This window comes from Arenibacter hampyeongensis (genome assembly GCF_002909255.1).
GTDB lineage: Bacteria > Bacteroidota > Bacteroidia > Flavobacteriales > Flavobacteriaceae > Arenibacter > Arenibacter hampyeongensis.
The window spans coordinates 26,378-45,435 of record NZ_PIOB01000016.1 but is presented as its reverse complement, the minus strand read 5'-3'; the positions used below and the strand labels follow the sequence as shown (position 1 = coordinate 45,435).

At 40.3% G+C, this 19,058-nt stretch carries 9 protein-coding genes; 1 reads left to right on the top strand and 8 read right to left on the bottom strand.

What is annotated here, in order from left to right; genetic code table 11:
* Positions 1-127 precede the first annotated feature (127 nt).
* The 6 genes from sov to ruvB all read right to left on the bottom strand — a co-directional run bounded on the left by sov (position 128) and on the right by ruvB (position 13,813).
* On the bottom strand, positions 128-7,309 hold the full coding sequence (sov, locus tag CWD91_RS21775) for a T9SS outer membrane translocon Sov/SprA (protein WP_103443095.1): 7,182 nt from the start codon (positions 7,307-7,309) through the stop codon (positions 128-130).
* A 5-nt stretch (positions 7,310-7,314) separates the two neighbouring features.
* Entirely contained in the window at positions 7,315-7,896 is a 582-nt protein-coding gene (gene ruvA, locus CWD91_RS21770; RefSeq protein WP_103443094.1) for a Holliday junction branch migration protein RuvA, read from the bottom strand.
* Positions 7,897-7,962: 66 nt separating this feature from the next.
* The gene (locus CWD91_RS21765) at positions 7,963-10,257 is read right to left on the bottom strand and encodes an NADP-dependent malic enzyme (RefSeq protein ID WP_103443093.1); all 2,295 of its coding nucleotides are present in this window, start codon (positions 10,255-10,257) and stop codon (positions 7,963-7,965) included.
* Positions 10,258-10,479: 222 nt separating this feature from the next.
* Positions 10,480-11,400 carry a tRNA epoxyqueuosine(34) reductase QueG gene (gene queG / locus CWD91_RS21760; RefSeq protein ID WP_103443092.1) on the bottom strand — a complete coding sequence of 307 codons (921 nt, stop codon included), beginning with the start codon at positions 11,398-11,400 and terminating at the stop codon, positions 10,480-10,482.
* 5 nt (positions 11,401-11,405) lie between these two features.
* On the bottom strand, positions 11,406-12,737 hold the full coding sequence (locus CWD91_RS21755; RefSeq protein ID WP_103443091.1) for a cytochrome P450: 1,332 nt from the start codon (positions 12,735-12,737) through the stop codon (positions 11,406-11,408).
* 53 nt (positions 12,738-12,790) lie between these two features.
* Positions 12,791-13,813 (bottom strand): Holliday junction branch migration DNA helicase RuvB, encoded by a 1,023-nt coding sequence (gene ruvB, locus CWD91_RS21750; RefSeq protein ID WP_103443090.1) that lies wholly within the window; start codon positions 13,811-13,813, stop codon positions 12,791-12,793.
* 151 nt (positions 13,814-13,964) lie between these two features.
* Here ruvB and CWD91_RS21745 point away from each other — a divergent pair, with 151 nt between their 5' ends.
* Positions 13,965-16,229, top strand: a complete 2,265-nt coding sequence (locus tag CWD91_RS21745) for an acyl-CoA dehydrogenase family protein (RefSeq protein WP_103443089.1) — start codon at positions 13,965-13,967, stop codon at positions 16,227-16,229.
* Here the strand turns inward: CWD91_RS21745 and CWD91_RS21740 are convergent.
* Positions 16,226-17,050: a GIN domain-containing protein gene (locus tag CWD91_RS21740; RefSeq protein WP_157943867.1), complete on the bottom strand. Its 825-nt coding sequence runs from the start codon at positions 17,048-17,050 to the stop codon at positions 16,226-16,228. The genes CWD91_RS21745 and CWD91_RS21740 overlap by 4 nt on opposite strands.
* 181 nt (positions 17,051-17,231) lie before the next feature.
* Positions 17,232-19,052 (bottom strand): cytochrome c oxidase subunit I, encoded by a 1,821-nt coding sequence (locus tag CWD91_RS21735; RefSeq protein ID WP_103443087.1) that lies wholly within the window; start codon positions 19,050-19,052, stop codon positions 17,232-17,234.
* Between the last annotated feature and the right edge of the window lie 6 nt (positions 19,053-19,058).

Below are 19,058 nucleotides of genomic sequence, written 5' to 3'. Positions count from 1 at the left end.
CAAGTTAAATGCCTGAAAATCAATCAGTTGACCAAAAATTATGGGGATGTAAAAAACAAAAAAAGTCGGAAGAAAAAATCTTCCGACCATGACTGCCTTTTAAGCCCCTTTTCTATAACAGGAAAGACTAATTACCGAAATTATACCTCAAAGTAAATCCGGTATTTATCGAAGTTTGAGGGAAGGCAGTTGAAACAGCAAATTTGGAAAATGAATGATCGTAAAAGAAAAGCGCATTTAAACTTTTGCTCAAGGCGTAATCTGCCACGAATTTAAGTGACACTATATTTTGTCCTGAAGTAATTTGATTGTTGTCAATATCCAAGTTTCGAATAATGGTAATATTATCCCTTAGGGTTAGGTCTGCTTTAAGATTTAAATCGCCCTTTAACCTTTGCTTCTCCCCTCCTATATTGGTTACAAATTTCACATCCTTAAAGCGATAACCAAGTCCAATCGTATAATCCCTACCATTGATCTCTGTCATCAAATTATTATCAAAACTTAAGGACATCATCCTTTCTGTTCTGATTTCCGCTAGGACACTAAGTGAATTTTGCATTTCGAAATCTACCCGCATCAATGGATTAAACTGATCCGTCAGCACCACATTGTTCATAATATTAACCGGTAAAAAATCTTGATTTTCCTGATTTATAGGCTCTAGACCCTCATTGATCAACTGGGTACGCGTTAAATTGGTCTGGAATGAATTTATACTATAAGCCGACCTATATCCGTGGCTTAAAGAAAAACGTTTAAATTTTTCCTTGAACCAAGGATTGCGCATTAATCCAGTATATTTAATGTTCCAGTTGGGAATTGGAATATTCCTAAAAGCGTCCAAGCTCACCTTGTTGGGATCTTTCCCTGTATAAGCAGCAAAAAAAGCAGGCAATAAAACATCCTGACTTGTTTTACCATATCTTTCCGGAAAACCATCAGCATCCACCACACCGGTATCATGGTTTCTTTCAGATACAATTCTATTGGCCACTGTAATCCTATTTTGCTTGAAAGTTTCAAAATTGTCCGAATTAAATTCATCTCCTTGACTAAATACCGTACCAATCATTAAAGTAGAAATACTAAAATTGCCATAGTTATTCCCCAACAAATTCAAATATTCATATGTGCTATTACCCAGATCTTCCACATTAAAAGTCTCCTGATAACTCTCCGAAGATTGCCTATCCGCTACAAGGTCAATGGTTAAATCCCTCGTGGGCTGAGCTGTTGCCGTTATATTCAACTGTTTATTGCTATTTTCTATATATTGCTGGTTAAACTCTTGAAAAGTGGTCAACCAACCATTCCTTGCCGCCTCATACCTAACATCGGCCTGACTTCCAAAAACAAATCCAATTGTTGGTTTTGCCGTACCTATAAAGCCTACAGACCTCGTATACCCGGGCAATACCTTACCATCATTTTGGCTATAGGTAACATTTACCCGCTTCACCATGGTAAGCACATCTATAAAGGCATTATATCCGGCACCGCTCGACTTTTTAACTTCATTATCATCTTCCTTTGATGCCGCATTACCCCCCTTGTCCAAACGAACCGGTTTCTTAGCTGCAGCTTTGGTATCCTTTCTGCCCAATCCTAGAAAATCATAGAATTTTTGCATGGTCAAGGAAGCTGTTAAATTATGGGTACTCGCATTCTGCACTGTATTAATATCCTCTCCAGCCACTTGGCGCAAAGCATCCCCTCCCCTTTGCCAATCAAAGTTACTGGTATAGGTATACTGGGAATTAATAAAACTAAACGCGGGGATTTTATTAAAGGGCAATTCGTAATTCAATTGCATCTCCTGAGAATGTCTATTGGGTTCTCCAAGGTCAAAAAATCCGTCCCACAATCCCAAGGCCTGGTTTATATCCGAATCCGAATTTCCATCTTCCTCAAAATAATTCCTTACAATATTATTATTGGAAGCAGTTAAATTTAATCGCAAGGACTTTGTTAGGCTATAATTGATAGCATACTGCCAATTAAAAAGATAGTTCCTTTGCTGTAAAAATGGTAGATCTAATTTTTCGACCCCCGGCTCAAAAACATCCCTGAACTTTTGTTGGTTAAAAGATCTGTTTATATTGGATTGAAGGGAAACACTGGCAGGCAGTACATTCAAATTTAAATCTTTCAACCATTTCCAATAATTGCCGGTAAACAAGGAATCTTTTTTTGCAAAAGGCTCCACGGTTACAGGTTTAAAATTATGGTTGTACACAAATCCGGTCACCACATTTTGATCCTTTAATTCATCGATCTCAAAATCCCTATGGTTTACCTCATTGTAGGAATAATTGAAGGTAAAGTTTTCTATATCGTAAAAGTTTGCATCGGCCTCTTCCCCTCTATCCTTACTAACCCCTATAAAGTTGATACTGGTCCTTTTTGTATAATCTTCTCCCTGTTGTTTTATAGCCTCTGCATCTTCAGGGGTTTCTGCAGCTGCAATGCGGTCCTCCAATTTAAGATCATCATAAACGGGATCGAATTCCGGAGTTATCATCTGCTCGGAAATACCGTAATTAAATGGCAGTTGTATACCCCATTTTTTTGGAAACAATTGACCAATATTCACATTGGTGACTACATCATAGGAGATAGCATCTTCACGCGCCCTTTCATTCGGCATTTGATCAATGGCACCGAATCCGGAGGTACTTTTACTACCGGTTGCGGAAACACTGGCAAAGTCTGCCATGTTCATATCCATTGCAGCGATTGCTGCCCATCCTCCATTATTATCCAATCCTGAAAGTCGCAATTCATTAAACCACACCTCGCCCCTAGCCGGAAGGTTGTCATCATTCTTCACCCCGACCATTACACTTCGAATACTGCCCAAAGAAGGGTTTCCACGAATACCGATACGCAAATTCCCAAGCGTCCTGGGATCAAATTCATTTACCTGAATCACTTCCCCATTATTAATTTCGTAATAATTAATAGTGCTCAGGGTCTGCGCTGCGATTCCAGCGGATTTTACCTTGGACAAATCATCCAATGAGAGATCCAGTTGATTTACATCGGGCCAAATTTCGCTGTCCGAACTGGTACCATAAGGCGTTAATTGCAAGGGTAACTCTATCTGATAATAATTCTGGGAAAAATCCGAACCTATTCTAATAAAACCTACCAAGGGAGTCTCGTCGTTGGCATAATCGGTCTCCACAATCTCTTCGGCATGTATAAACATTTTCAAACGTTTATACTGCCTAATGTCAATATTCAAATTTTTAAATACCCCTCTAGAATCCTGTGGTTCCAAATTCTCGACCACAAAAGACAAAGACTGTTCATTCTGCCTGATAATGGTATTGTTATTGTTAAGTCTTTCACGCTGCACCCCAGGAGGCAAAACATATGGTATTGGCGTTCTGTTTGCGTTTTCTTCAATATTAACAGCATTTACATCCACTAAAGTACCATCATCCGAAGCGTCTCCATCAACATCGGGCTGTAGAGATTTCGTATAGGTACGCCAATCTCCGCGCACCAGATCTAAAGTAGCAAAACGCATTACCACATTACTGGAGAATCCAGTTAGGTACATTCTCATAAAGCTAATAGATCTAAAATCGGTTATTCCTCCTTTGGCATCGGTAAAGTCCGTTAAAGGTATCTTGTACTGAATCCAACGCTCGTTCAAGGTATTCCCATTGGGTAATGATCTGGTAACCCCTTCTTTTATATCCGTTACGTACTTATCATTAATAGTAGTCCCAGGCTTAATATTTATACGATACTCAAAATAACTGTTTACAGTATTCATGGTTCCGTCCCTGTCTATATCCTCTACATCCGGCAAGGTTGTGGAACCTCTGTCAGAATTGCTCAATTGAACCGGTGAGTTGCCATCTGGGTTGTTGAAATTTAAATACCGTTCCAAAATGCCCCCTTCCCTGCTCAGGAAATATTCGTAATTATCCAGTGCCGGATCCTCCGCAGGACCATTATAGGTTAATCCTCCCTCAAAGGTATAGGTTGCCTCATCGGCATCATTTAAACCATCAAAACCAATATCCTGTAACCCCCTGTTGTTCTGATCTGCGTCAAAAGCATATACCAGGGATTGGGTTGCAGGAACCTTACCCCAATTTGTTTTATAGGTTAGATCATTGGAAACAGGATTTACAGGTAATCCGTTTTCATACTGCTTTCTTCCATCAGGCAGGATATCCTCTGAAATATTTCCAAAGTTGATCACCAAATCACCGGCACTTGTTGCAATACCATCCACATAGGGATCTAACACCCAAAATTGAACGTATTCCACGTTGGACTGCTCAAAATTGGTGCTACTCAAAGATCTCATTATTCCGGCCCATTTATCTTGAGGCTGTTCCGTAGTAAAATCAGGGTTTGCGTTGTAGGGACCTTTTACATTGGGATAATAAGCAATATCCAAGGTGTTTTGTGCCAAAGTCTGTCCTTGTGGAACATCTTGATTAAAAACGTCTTGTATATAGATCCTTCTGGTCTCGTTAGTGGAAATATCATCATCACTTAATGCCGTTGGACGTTGATTGGAATAAAAAATGGGATCCACGGTATACCATGCCATTTTAGCCCTTCCATATCCAGATTCCAAACTATTGGTACCGGTCATGTATTCCAAAGGCGGGCTGGCCATGGACCATCCGAGGAATGATCGAATATCGATTAAGGATTGTGCACCCTCAAAATCATCCAAATAAGTAGTGGTTTCTCCCTCAAAATCCGCATTCTTAGGTGAGCCCGGACTTAAAAAGGCCACTTCGCCCCGCACCGATAAATTGGACGGAACATCGGTATCAATGTTTGGTAATTTATTCGCCAATCTGGTCAGGAAAGGAACTTCTGTAGAGAAATTACTGTTCAAACCGAATATCGTATTGTTCACCGGCTCAATACCATAATTGGATTTTTGGGTTAGAGGTTTCTCGTTCAGGTTTAATAAAGTACCGCCCAACACAAAGTTCTTATTGAATTGATGCTCGACATTCACTCCGGTAAAACGCCTTGTTTGCTGACCAAAAACAGCATTATTTTCAACAGAGATATTGATGGGGGTGTTGGAAGCTTCCAAGCTTGGATCCAATATCTGAACTGTACCCGATTGATAGTTTACCGTATAGTCTATGCCTTCCTGCAGCTGTCGACCACCGGCCGTAACCCTTACCGATCCCCTAGGCACATTAAATGCACCGATTGGAATACCATTGGTTCCCTGTGACTTATAGGTACCTTTTAAAATGAATTTATTTTTTTCGGCATCCTGCTGCGCCGCCGCCGTAGGAAGGGCATACATGTTCCTAAATACGTACTTCTCCTGATTTGCATTATAACCCTGGTCATCATCAACATCATAGGTTCCTCCCCCTAGGAGATCAAATAAGTATTCGCCAAATGGCTCCACCTTCGTAAATATTATACTTCCCGTTTGCGAGTCAATGGTAATACCTTCCACATAATCAAAAAAGCCATCCCCACCATTTTGAAGGTCGTTATAAGAATTTAACCTATCCAGATTAAACACATCCAATAAAATCCTTTCCTCCAAAGGCTTAGGAGTTGTTGGCCAACCAGAACCAACTCCGGATTCCGCAGGGGTAATATAATTTCTAGGAGTGGTTTCGGTATATAAAATGTTTAACTTAAAATCCTCCTGACTTAATTGATAAGCTCCAGTGGAATAAATATTCTTCATCATCAGATCCCAGATTGGATCCACAACATTGGTGATATTGCTCTTTAGCAATTTAAGTATTAGGGTATTATTGTTTACTGGAATTTCAGCTCCTGGTGATACCGTTGTGGCATCTACACTACCATTGGCAAACTCACCCACCTGATAGACTTCACCGTTAAAGGTATACTGAAAGGCAACCCCTAAAACTTCATCATTGCTCAATCTTTGGTTTAAGGAAATATATCCCAGCTGGGCATTAAATGTAAAGTCCCGACCTTGTTCCAGTTTACGGGCATTTTCCAGGATTGCATAATCAAACCCTTGATTTACAGTATATCCTGGTATATTAAAACCAGACTGTACGGTAGCTATATCGCGAACATTGCTTGTAAGGACTCCACCTGACCCCATTTGCAAGGGATCGTAATCGTTGGCGCCGTTTCTAGGTAAATTACCAGCGGCAGAATTATTAAAGAATCCGGCTGGATCCCCGTTATTTTGTCCTATTCTGGTCTTTCCAGGTTGCACCTCACCCAAATCCTGAATGGCAACAATATTTCTGACATTTAAAGTTTGCTGACTTCTGTTGGTAACCCAAACCTCCAATCTGGTAATTTGGACCTGACTCCTTATATATGGATAATTAACAAGTGCAGCATCATAATTGTCCCTAAAGTAATGTGCTAGAAAAAAGTGTTTGTCCTCGTCATAATCCTGGGCTCTTAGTTCAAAGTCGTTCACTGTACCTCCTCCTTGCGCAACTACGGTATTGCTCTGTGACCTTTGTTCCGAAAAAACTGCTGTAACCCTGGTCTTGCCGAATTGCAATTCCGTTTTCACCCCAAATAAACTCTGCGCTCCTGTAATCAGGGAACTGTTAAGGGGCATACTAACATTACCGACTTCAATTTTTTGAAGGATATCATCCTCCGAGGGCGTATAGTCCAATTTTACCAAATTCTGGAAATCGAAGGTTGCCTCGGTATCGTAATTGGCAGTAACCTGTAACCGTTCCCCTATTTTGCCCAACATACTTAGACTTATACGTTGATCAAAATCGAAGGAAAGGTTAGTTCGGTTTCTTGGGGACAGGGAAGGATTGTCGTTTTTTTGCCAAATAACCCCTAAATCCATTGCCACAGAACCCTGGGGAATAACCTCGATCGTATTTCCGCCAAAAACACTTTCAAAAAAACTATTGTTTACATAAAAGTTGGGCAGTAAATTTTTACGAGCTTCCTCACTACCTTCCTTTTTACCTGAAAATGCATCAATTTTTTCCTTAAAATAAGATTTCATGCCTTCACGGCGTACTAGCTCCATATATTGGGCCGGTGTAAGTATAACTGGGTAGCTAATATCAAAATCGCCAACACTTACAGTATAAATATATCTGTCCAGATTGGGATCATAAGTATATTTGGAAATAATGCTATCGGGGTTTTCCATTTTCAATTTCCCCAAGGCAACACCGGTTTGAAGCGTGTCCAATTCCTGCTCGTTAGTATCTTCCACCTCTGTTTCCTGAGCAAAGGAAGATTCCGTTGCGGTGAAGAAAACAAAGAATAGGATAGTAAGCTTAAATAATGATTTAAGATAAATTTTTGCCCCTTTTTTCAAACTTGTTATAAATTTTTAAGCGCAAATTTTATAATGTCCTCTACGCTTAGTCCAGGGTCTTGGCCTACTACCTTGTCCACAACTTTTTCAGCTTGTTTGCGAACAAATCCAAGAACCTCTAATGCAGATAACGCTTCATCTTTATTTGTATTGTTTGACGGGGCGGAAAGTTCATCAATATCGTAGACTTTTAAAACCTTGTCTTTTAGGTCCAAAATTACTCGCTGGGCCGTTTTGGCACCAATACCCTTTATCCCTTGAATGGTTGGCACATCTCCGGTTGCAATGGCGTCCCTTATTTGGCCGGGAGACAAGGACGACAACATTGTCCTTGCAGTACTTGACCCTATTCCGGAAACGGACAACAACAATCTAAATATCTCGCGCTCCGACTTCTCCGAGAAACCGAACAAGGTATGTGAATCCTCCTTTACCTGGAGATGGGTGTATAGTTGTATATTTTCCGAATCCCCAATTTTTGAAAATGTGTGCAACGAAATATTTACAAAATATCCGACACCTGCACACTCTATTACAATATGGGTTGGATTTTTTTCAACAAGTTTTCCTTTTAAATGGGTAATCATTATTTATTTCTGGTTTCAGGGTTCAGTATTCGGAACTTCTTGAGAATTGAGATTTTTTCAATGATATTACTTTTTGGCCTTTGCCATTTTCCTTTTCTCCCTTTCTTGGGCATCAATAACGGCAACAGCGGTCATATTGACCATCTCGTCCACACTGGCCCCTAATTGAAGGATATGCACAGACCGTCTTAAACCTACCATTATTGGCCCTATGGAATCCGCTTGGTTCAATTCTTTCAATAACTTGTAGGTTATGTTTGCCGACTCCAAATTTGGAAAAATTAAAGTATTTACCTTCTTACCGGATAATTTAGAAAAAGGGAATTTCCCCTGGTGCAGGTCCTTATTCAATGCGAAATCGATTTGTATTTCACCGTCTACCACCAATTCAGGGTTTGAAGCGTGCAAAATTTTCGCCGCTTCCCTAACTTTTGTTGCTCTGGGATGGGTTGAAGATCCGAAATTGGCATAGGATAACAAGGCCATAACAGGGCTAAAACCAAAGGTAGTCGCTACATTTGCGGTCATTTTTGCAATTTCTGCAATTTCCTCTGCACTGGGGTCAATATTAATCGAGGTATCCGCCAAAAATAACGGCCCTCTTTCTGTAATCATAATGTTAACGGTTGACACCTTTTTAACGTTGGCCGCTCTTCCTATTACCTCGAATACTGGTTTTACCACGGTTGGGTAAGCTCTGGAATATCCTGAAATCATTCCATCCGCATCCCCCTCCAGGACCATCATTGCGGCAAAATAATTACGTTCCTTCATCTTGGCACGGGCCCCGAACAGACTTACCCCGCTACGCTGTCTATTTTCAAAATATTTGGTAGCATAATAATTTCTTTTATCATTGGCTTCATCGGCATGGGAATCTATGACAAGAATATCGGCATCAAATTCGAGTTCCTTCATCAATTCCGCAATAACCACCTTATTCCCCAATAAAATTGGCGTCGCGATTCCTTCTTCATACGCAATTTGGGCCGCTTTAAGAACGTCCAAATGATCAGCCTCCGCATAAACAACCTTTTTAGGGTTCATTCGGGCACGGTCGTGCAGCAATCGAACTATTTTGTTGTCGTTACCAGAGCGCTGTAGTAGCTCCTCTCTGTATTTATCCCAATCATCAATAGGCATTTTGGCCACACCACTTTCCATTGCAGCTTTTGCTACTGCAGGAGGAATTTCAGAAATTAACCTGGGATCAAAAGGCTTGGGAATAATATATTCTCTCCCAAAGGTTAATCTGGTTTGTCCGTATGCGATATTAACCTGTTCCGGGACAGGCGCCTTGGTGAGCTCCGCCAATGCCTTTACGGCCGCCATTTTCATAGCTTCGTTAATTTTGGTGGCCCTTACATCCAGGGCTCCTCTAAATATAAAAGGAAATCCCAAAACATTGTTTACTTGATTAGGATGGTCGGATCTTCCCGTTGCCATAATTATATCCTTTCTGGTTTTTATCGCCAGATTATATTCTATTTCCGGATCGGGGTTGGCCATTGCAAACACAATTGGGTCTTTGGCCATGGATAGTAACATTTCCGCAGAAACGATATCCTTCACGGAAAGGCCAATAAAAACATCGGCACCTTTCATGGCTTCTTCCAAAGTGTCAATTTTCCTATCCGTGGCAAACTCCAATTTTTCTGGGGATAAAGTATCGCGATCACTTCGGATCACCCCTTTACTATCCAACATTACTATATTCTTGTCACTGGCCCCAAATGCCTTATATAGCCGTGTACATGAAACTGCGGCAGCACCTGCCCCACTTACCACTATACGGACCTTACTTATTTTTTTCTTGGTAAGTACCAATGCGTTCAGAAGGGCAGCGGATGATATAATCGCTGTTCCATGCTGATCATCGTGCATTACCGGGATATCCAATTCCTCTTTTAATCGTCTTTCAATTTCAAAAGCTTCAGGCGCTTTTATGTCTTCCAAATTAATACCGCCGAAGGTTGGGGATATTATCTTAACCGTTTCTATAAATTTTTCAACATCAGTGGTATCCAATTCAATATCAATTCCATCAATATCAGCGAAAATCTTGAACAAAAGACATTTTCCTTCCATCACCGGCTTGGATGCCTCGGGACCTATATTGCCCAATCCAAGTACAGCAGTTCCATTGGAAATTACCGCCACTATATTTCCCTTGGCCGTATACTTATATACGTTATCCTTGTTCTTGGCAATTTCCAGACAGGGCTCTGCCACTCCTGGAGAATAAGCAAGACCTAAATCCCTTTGAGTAGCGTATGGTTTGGTAGGTACAATTTTTATTTTACCGGGTTGAGGCTTGGCATGATATACTAAAGCTTCCCTTCTGGTCTTCTGCTTGCTCATATAGTGTTATTTAGAAAAACAAAGTTAACAGTATTCTTTATAATAAATAAGAATTAAAAAAGTAATCTCCCTTAGTTTTATTATAGGCCGAGGCTATTAATTTGCATTAGCACTTGTCACCAATGTCCTACATACCAAAACAGATGTATAATTTCATTAAGCCATGCAACTCCCTAAACCATTTGGCTTTGGACCAGAATCCAATTCCTATATCGGCATATGCTATTTTAAAAAGTCAATGTTCCGTTTTAAACCTGAAAATTTAGTGCGTTTTACGGCAGATTTTTGGAACACCTTCATAAAAACGTCCTCTGTAATTTCTTCCCAATCCTTTTTAGTCATGGAAAGTAATTCAGGATTGGGATTAAACAAAGGTTCGCGATGGGGTTTGGAGAAGCGGTTCCAAGGACATACATCCTGACACACATCACAGCCAAAAATCCAATCGTCCATTTTACCTTTGAATTCTGTTGGCATCTCATTCTTTAATTCAATGGTAAGGTAAGAAATGCATTTACTGCCGTCCACTACATAGGGCTCAACAATAGCTTGGGTAGGGCAGGCATCTATACAGGCAGTGCAGGTACCACAATGATCTGTTACCCTATGGTCGTATTCCAACTCCAAATCCAATATCAGTTCTGCTATAAAATAAAAAGACCCCACTTGCTGGGTCAATAGATTGCTATGTTTCCCTATCCAGCCCAACCCACTCTTTGCGGCCCATGCCTTGTCCAATACTGGGGCCGAATCTACAAAGGCCCTTCCGTTCACCTCCCCTATCTCTTTGGCAATAAATTCTTGAAGTTCCCTTAATTTGGATTTAATAACATGGTGGTAATCCTGGCCATAGGCATATTTGGAAAACTTAAAGGTGGTTTCTTTTTGCGTTTCCTCCGGAAAGTAATTAAGAAGAAGGGAAATAACGGATTTAGACCCCTCCACCAATAGGGTGGGATCCAAGCGCTTATCGAAATGATTTTCCATATAGCCCATTTCCCCATTCATGTTCCTATTGAGCCACTTTTCCAATCTAGGGGCTTCCTCCTCCAAAAATTCCGCCCTGGAGATTCCGCACGACAAAAAACCGAGGCGTTTGGCTTCGGCTTTAATCAGCTGTGTATGCTTGCGTTGGTTATTCAAAAAAATTATCGTTCTTTAAATAGTAAAGGTACACACTTTGGCTTAAGGGAAATTAACGGATTGACCTCTACGTTTTCCAAGGAACTGGTAATTTGATATTTTTTCACAATTTCTGCTATGGCAATAATCATTTCATACATGGCAAAATTATTTCCCACACACATTCTTGGACCCGCCCCAAACGGATAATAATAGTCACTATAGTCCTTTTTATCCCTACCATTGAAACGGCTGGGAATAAATTCTGTTGGCCTTTCCCAATATTCGGCATAGCGATGTAATTCATAAATGGACATAAGCACCATGGAATCCTTGGGAAGTGCGATTCCCTCGAAAGATTCGTTTTCCGTGGCAATCCTATCAATGATGTATGCTGGTGGATATAACCTTAGCGCCTCCTCTACGCACTGTTTAACAAATTGAAGCCGCAACACTCCTTGCATCAAATCAACATTGCTATCGTCCAGATTTACCTTGGACACTTCCTCATAAACTTGTTGCTGAATTACTGGATTTTTGGCCAAAAGAAACAGGGTGAAGCTAAGTGCATTTGCGGTAGTTTCGTGACCTGCGGTAAAAAGAATCAGTACCTCATCCAACAATTGTCCATCCGGCATAGGCGAGCCATCTTCATATTTTGCCTTAAGCAACATGTCCAACAGATCATCTATTTCCAAACCGGATTCTCTCCGTTCTTTTATAATTTCCAAAAGCAGCCCCTTGCCTTCCTCGGACATTTTTAGGTGCCGGTCTATTTTACCATTTAGCCTGTACCACCATTTCAAATAAGGCTGTCGCATTTCTTTGATCAGCATCCGTTGATTGGCCTCGGTAATATGTTTGAGTCGGGACATCCTTTCCCTTATGTCAGTACTACTAAAAAGTGCCTTTGCCACAACCTGAAATGCAAGATCGCCCATAAGTGGAAAAACATCCTGTTCACGGTTGGGGTTTATGCGCTCAAGTTCCGAAAGTATGGCCCTTCTGATGACCCCCATTAAATTATGGAGTTTTTTCTTATGAAAGGCGGGTTGCACCATTCGCCTGTGTGTCCGCCAATGCTCTCCATTGGAGGTTAAGATACCATGACCAATATACTTGGCCAAGTCAACTGTTTGCAAAGGGGATTTTTGAAAATTCTTGTGCTGTTTTTGGAGTATGTACTTTATTAAGCCGGGGCTTCTGGTAAAAAGAACTATGTCATTGGTACTTAATTGCACTTTAAAGCTATCCCCACTTACCTCAAAATTTTCATGATGAAAGGGCAAAGGATTTTTTAGGATTCTCCTTGCATTTTTTAAGACCTGAAACCTGGATACTAATTTCAAATTATTCAATTAAAAAGGGTTTGGCTGTAGGTCCCATAATTTTATAGGTCTCGGTAACCCTATCAAAAAAGACCACCTTGGATATTTCCTTTAATTCTCCCAAGGTGCCTATAAGCCAATTCAGTTACCTCCCTACCTCTGGGAGTGCGCATTATAAACCCTTGTTGAATTAAAAAAGGCTCATAAACCTCCTCTATGGTTTCTGCACTTTCAGAGACAGCAGTCGCCAAAGTGCTTATCCCTACAGGTCCTCCTTTAAACTTGTCTATAATAGTGGTCAAAATCTTATTATCCATTTCATCCAATCCATGGGCATCTACATTTAATGCTTTTAGACCAAATTGCGAAATCTCAATATCAATCTTCCCATTACCTTTAATTTGGGCAAAATCGCGGACCCGCCTTAAGAGGGCATTGCATATTCTGGGAGTTCCCCTACTTCTTCCGGCAATTTCAATTGCCGCTTGTTGGGTTATTGGTGTTTTCAGGATTTCGGCACTTCGTTCCACTATGGTTGAAAGCAGTTCGGTGGAGTAATATTGCAATCTACTCTGTATTCCAAAACGAGCCCTCATGGGAGCCGTTAACAAACCAGAGCGCGTAGTAGCCCCGATCAAAGTAAATGGATTTAAATTTATCTGTACGGATCTGGCATTGGGACCCGATTCGATCATTATATCAATCTTATAATCCTCCATGGCAGAATACAAATATTCCTCCACAATAGGACTCAATCTATGGATTTCATCAATAAACAGCACATCCCGTTCATCCAAATTCGTTAGCAATCCCGCCAGATCTCCTGGTTTATCCAATACAGGACCTGAAGTCATTTTAATTCCCACCCCCAATTCATTGGCCAAGATATGGGCCAAGGTCGTCTTTCCTAAGCCCGGAGGACCATGGAACAAGGTGTGGTCCAGGGCCTCCCCTCTCAAATTGGCCGCCTGAACAAATATTTTTAGATTTTCCAGTACTTGCTCCTGCCCTGTAAAATCATCGAAGGAAATAGGGCGCAAAGCCCTTTCAATATCGTATTCTTCGTTTGAAAAATTACTGGCTGTCGGATCTAGGTTCTCATTCATACTCCAACAAAGATAACGGAATTTGGGATAATTCTTCAATGAAACTAGACATAAGAAAAGAGCTATTAACTTCTCCCAAATCGTTTCCCAAATTTTTCATAATCTTATAGGGTATAAGAATATTAAATAAAAAATAATGTAAATTCATAGAATGATAAAGACCATATATCCACCAGGCATTCTACAATATATACCTTTCTTTTTTGTAATCTGGTCCGATGACCTATTGACCGTTTCAGAAATAGCGGTGGTAAAAAAGGTAATTGACGAAGACCAACACCTTTCCCTAAAAAATAGGGAGACCCTAAACAACTGGCTTAATACAGCCAAGCCGCCAAAGTCGACAGAAATAAAAACATGGCAGCGTACCATTTCCAATTCCGGCATTAAATTGGTGGAAGGCGACAACCACCCTTTAACCTCTTTTAGCAAGAAATTAATATCACAAAATGGAGCTGCCGATTTATTCAATGAAGATTTGTCGGCCATTGAAATAAACCTCGGAATACAACCAAATCATTATCACCATTTGTTTGAAGTGGAAGTTGTACAGGAAAAAACTTCCGATTATTACAACCCTAAAGAAATAGATCAATTATTTAAGGGTGATTACAGCCATAAAATAGATGAATTTAGGGATAGCCTAAATGATACCACTTTCTCATGGGAGATCATTAAGAACAAAGACATTTTTAGGGAGAAAGTGCTATCCCAAGTACAATATTTGGCCAAAGAAGGCTATGGTGCCATTGCCTATCCAGAGGCTTATGAGGGCATAAACAATATGATGTTGTATGCCGCTATTTTCGAAAACCTCATGTACGTTGATGGAAGCCTTACCGTAAAGTTTGGGGTCCAATTTGGACTCTTTGGAGGAAGTGTGGAAAAGTTGGGCACAAAAAAACACCATGATCGTTATTTAACAGATATAGGAAGAGCCAAGTTACTGGGATGCTTCGCTATGACGGAAACAGGTCATGGATCTAACGTAAGAGGCATAAAAACCACCGCAACGTATAATTTAAAGCAGGACAAGATTACCATTCATACTCCGGGAAAAAATGACAACAAGGAGTATATTGGCAACGCCTTGCACGGTAAAATGGCCACGGTATTTGCACAACTGATTGTTGGAGGCAAAAATCATGGAGTCCATGCCATTATAGTGCCAATAAGGGACAGTAAACATCAGCTTATGCCAGGTGTACGGATTGAAGACAATGGATACAAATTAGGACTAAATGGTGTCGACAATGGTAAAATATGGTTTAATCAAGTGCAAGTTCCCCGAGAAAACCTTTTAAATAAATATGGTGATATTAAACCTGACGGCAGCTATTATTCTGAAATAAAAAATCCGAACAAACGTTTCTTCACCATGCTCGGAACCTTGGTAGGGGGACGGATTTGTGTAGCCAAAGGAGCCTTGAGCGGTGCAAAGATGGCCCTTGCCATAGCTGTAAAATATGCCTTGAATAGAAGGCAATTCAACGACAATGTAAAAATCCAGGAGGATTTGATCATGGACTATCCCTCACACCAACTAAGGCTAACACCGGCTATTGCCAAATGTTATGTATACCAAGTGACATTGGATTCATTAATGAAAATCTATAGTGATGACAGTATAACGGATAAACGAAAAATAGAAACCCAAGTAGCCGGATTAAAAGCTATTATAACCTGGTTCGCTAACGAAACCATACAAGAGTGCAGGGAGGCTTGTGGAGGAAAGGGATATCTGTTGGAAAACAGAATAGCCGATTTAAAAGCAGATGTGGATATATTTACCACATTTGAAGGAGATAATACGGTGCTTTTACAATTGGCCGCCAAGGGCATTATGTCCGATTTTAATTCAGAATTGAACAGTGCCGGGTTTTCGGCCGTAATTAAACTATTGGGTACACAAATAAGTGATAAATTGGTCACCATAAATCCTATATACGCCAACAAAGTAGATAAAGAGCATCTTTACAATCCAAAATTCCACAAACATGCCTTTGACTATAGGACAAGAAGATTAACTTATTCCGTAGCGATGCGGATTAGGGATTACATCAAAAAAGGGGTGCCGTCCTATCAGGCATTCTTAAAAGTGCAAACACATTTATTGACTTTGGGCAAGGCCTACAGTTGTGAATTGGCCTATACTACATTCTTACAGTTTACCGAAACCATTGAAGACAGCAAGAACAGACAACTCTTTCTGAAATTGGGGTGCCTCTTCGCATTATCTGAAATTCGTGAAGATGCCTCTTGGTTCTTGGAACAGGGCTATTTGGGCGGAACCAAATCCAAGGCTATACGTCAGAGGGTAGAGCGGTTAAGCTCTGAGCTCAGACCACATATTGAGGTTTTGGTTGATGGTTTTGGGATTCCTGAACATTGCCTTACAGCCCCAATAAGCCACTAATTCTTACGCCTATAAAGCTCGGAGGTATCCAGAAATTCCTGCAGATTAATTTTGCCGTCTCCAAAAACATAGGTCTTGGACGATCCTTGGGAATTGAGATCAACATTAGTCTTGGCCAAAACCTCGGCCGAGGAGCTGCCTTCCAGAGTTGCCAGAACCGTATTGGCTTCCAATCTTTTCGCTTTTAGGTCGGAATCATCCAATAACTGCACTTGAAAAACATCGGTAAATCCTTCCAAATCGGCTTTTGAATTCCGCTGCATATACAAAACAGTATTTTCCATAACCCCAAACAGCCTTAAATCCGATTTCTCAGCCAAACGAATATTTAAGGTATCACTGTCTATTTTAAAATTGCCCTTACTGTTATCGTTCATGTTAATTTCCATTGCATCGGCATCCACATCAATTTCAACCCTGCCAGACTCAAAAGTATTCACTTCTAGAAAATCGGTTGAAAATCGATTCTTAACAATGACATTACCCGCATTGGCAGTTATACGGTATAATTGACTAAAATTAACTGTAATATTTAACCTTCTCTTGGAGGTTATCTTATAGTAGGAACTAATAACAAGTGTTTCATTCTCTACTCTAAACTTTAGAACATCTATTAGATTGTCGTCCGCTTCTATTATATATTCCTCTGTGGAAGCTGCCTGCAAGTTGATATCAAGATCATCATTTAACTCAATTGCGCTAAACGGAGGCAAGGTCTCCCTAACCTCTATAACATTCTTATTGCCTTTGATTTTGGGTTTTCGCTGGGAATAGACTACACAGCTTACCGTTAACATAAAAAATAATAATATATGTCTCACTATAAATAATTTAAAATAAATAATCTATACATTACAAAAAACAGCTTTTAGGATCTTAGGCATTAAAACACTTAATTAACCCATAGATTATTTAAAGACCAATCTTTCCCCAATGTAAATGGAAGGTACAAAAAAAGTCCATCTTAAGGACGGACTTTTATATTTTGTTACTTTCAAATAATTAATGTTGCATTTCCTCCTCGCCCTCAAACAAAGGTAAGGTTTGAGGAACAAAATCCTGACTAGGAATTATATATTCACCCTTGTCATCGGTTTTGCTATAATCATATGGCCAACGATGTACTTCTGGAATTGCTCCGGGCCAGTTACCGTGCATATGTTCTACTGGTGTAGTCCATTCCAAGGTAGTAGCTTTCCATGGGTTCTGAACAGCTTTACTTCCGTAGAATATACTTCGTATAAAATTGAAGGCAAATACCAATTGTGCTCCAGCCGCAATAAGCGCAAATACTGTCATTAACACCTGAATATCCGTTAAGTCATCGAACATTGGAAATGCAGTGTTCTCATAATACCTACGTGGTACCCCTGCCATTCCAACAAAATGCATTGGGAAGAAAACACCATAAGAACAAACGGCCGTAATCCAAAAGTGCACATAGCCCATGTTCTTACTCATCATTTTACCAAACATCTTTGGGAACCAATGATAAACTCCGGCGAACAATCCGTAAAGTGCCGATATCCCCATCACAAGGTGGAAGTGGGCTATAACAAAATAAGTGTCATGAACATTGATATCCAAGGTACTATCCCCAAGAATAATTCCTGTTAATCCCCCTGAAATAAAGGTTGAAACCATACCTATGGAAAACAACATTCCAGGATTTAATTGAAGATTACCTTTCCACAAGGTAGTAATCCAGTTAAATGCCTTTACCGCTGAAGGAATAGCAATCAATAAGGTTGTAAACGTAAACACGGAACCTAGGAAAGGATTCATACCGGAAATAAACATATGGTGACCCCAAACAATAGTGGATAGGAATGCAATTGCCAAAATAGAGGCAATCATTGCCCTATAGCCAAAAATTGGTTTACGGGAATTCACGGCCATAATTTCGGAAACCATACCCATTGCAGGTAAGATTACGATATACACCTCAGGGTGACCCAAGAACCAGAACAAATGCTCGTACAATACCGGCGAACCGCCTTGATAATGCAATACCTCTCCTTGAATAAAAATATCGGACAAGAAGAAGGAAGTACCAAAACTTCTATCCATGATCAATAGCAATGCCGCAGATAATAAGACCGGGAAAGAAACCACACCTATAATTGCGGTAACAAAAAATGCCCAAATAGTTAAAGGTAGTCTAGTCATAGACATTCCCTTGGTCCTAAGGTTAATTACAGTAACAATATAGTTCAATGACCCCAATAAGGAAGATGCTATAAATATAGCCATAGATACCAACCAGAGGGTCATACCCATACCCGATCCAGGTTGTGCCATTGGAAGTGCGCTAAGTGGCGGATATACCGTCCATCCCGCAGCCGCAGGTCCTGCCTCTAAAAAAAGTGAGGTAAGCATAATAACACTGGACAAAAAGAACAACCAGTATGAAATCATGTTTAGGAATCCAGATGCCATATCCCTGGCCCCAATTTGAAGTGGAATCAATAAGTTACTAAAGGTACCGCTCAATCCTGCCGTTAAAACAAAGAATACCATGATGGTACCGTGAATGGTTACCAAAGCCAAATATACATCTGCGTCCATAACGCCTCCTGGTGCCCATTTACCTAATATAAATTCGAAAATTGCAAAAGATTCCCCTGGCCATGCCAATTGCATCCTGAACAATAATGACATCAGAATACCAATGAATCCCATGATAAGTCCAGTAATTAAATACTGCTTGGAAATCATTTTGTGATCTTGACTAAAAATATACTTCGTCACAAAGGTTTCTTTGTGATGATGTCCGTGATCATCTGAATGGTCTTCTACGTGTGCGTGAGCTGTTACAGACATAGTTCT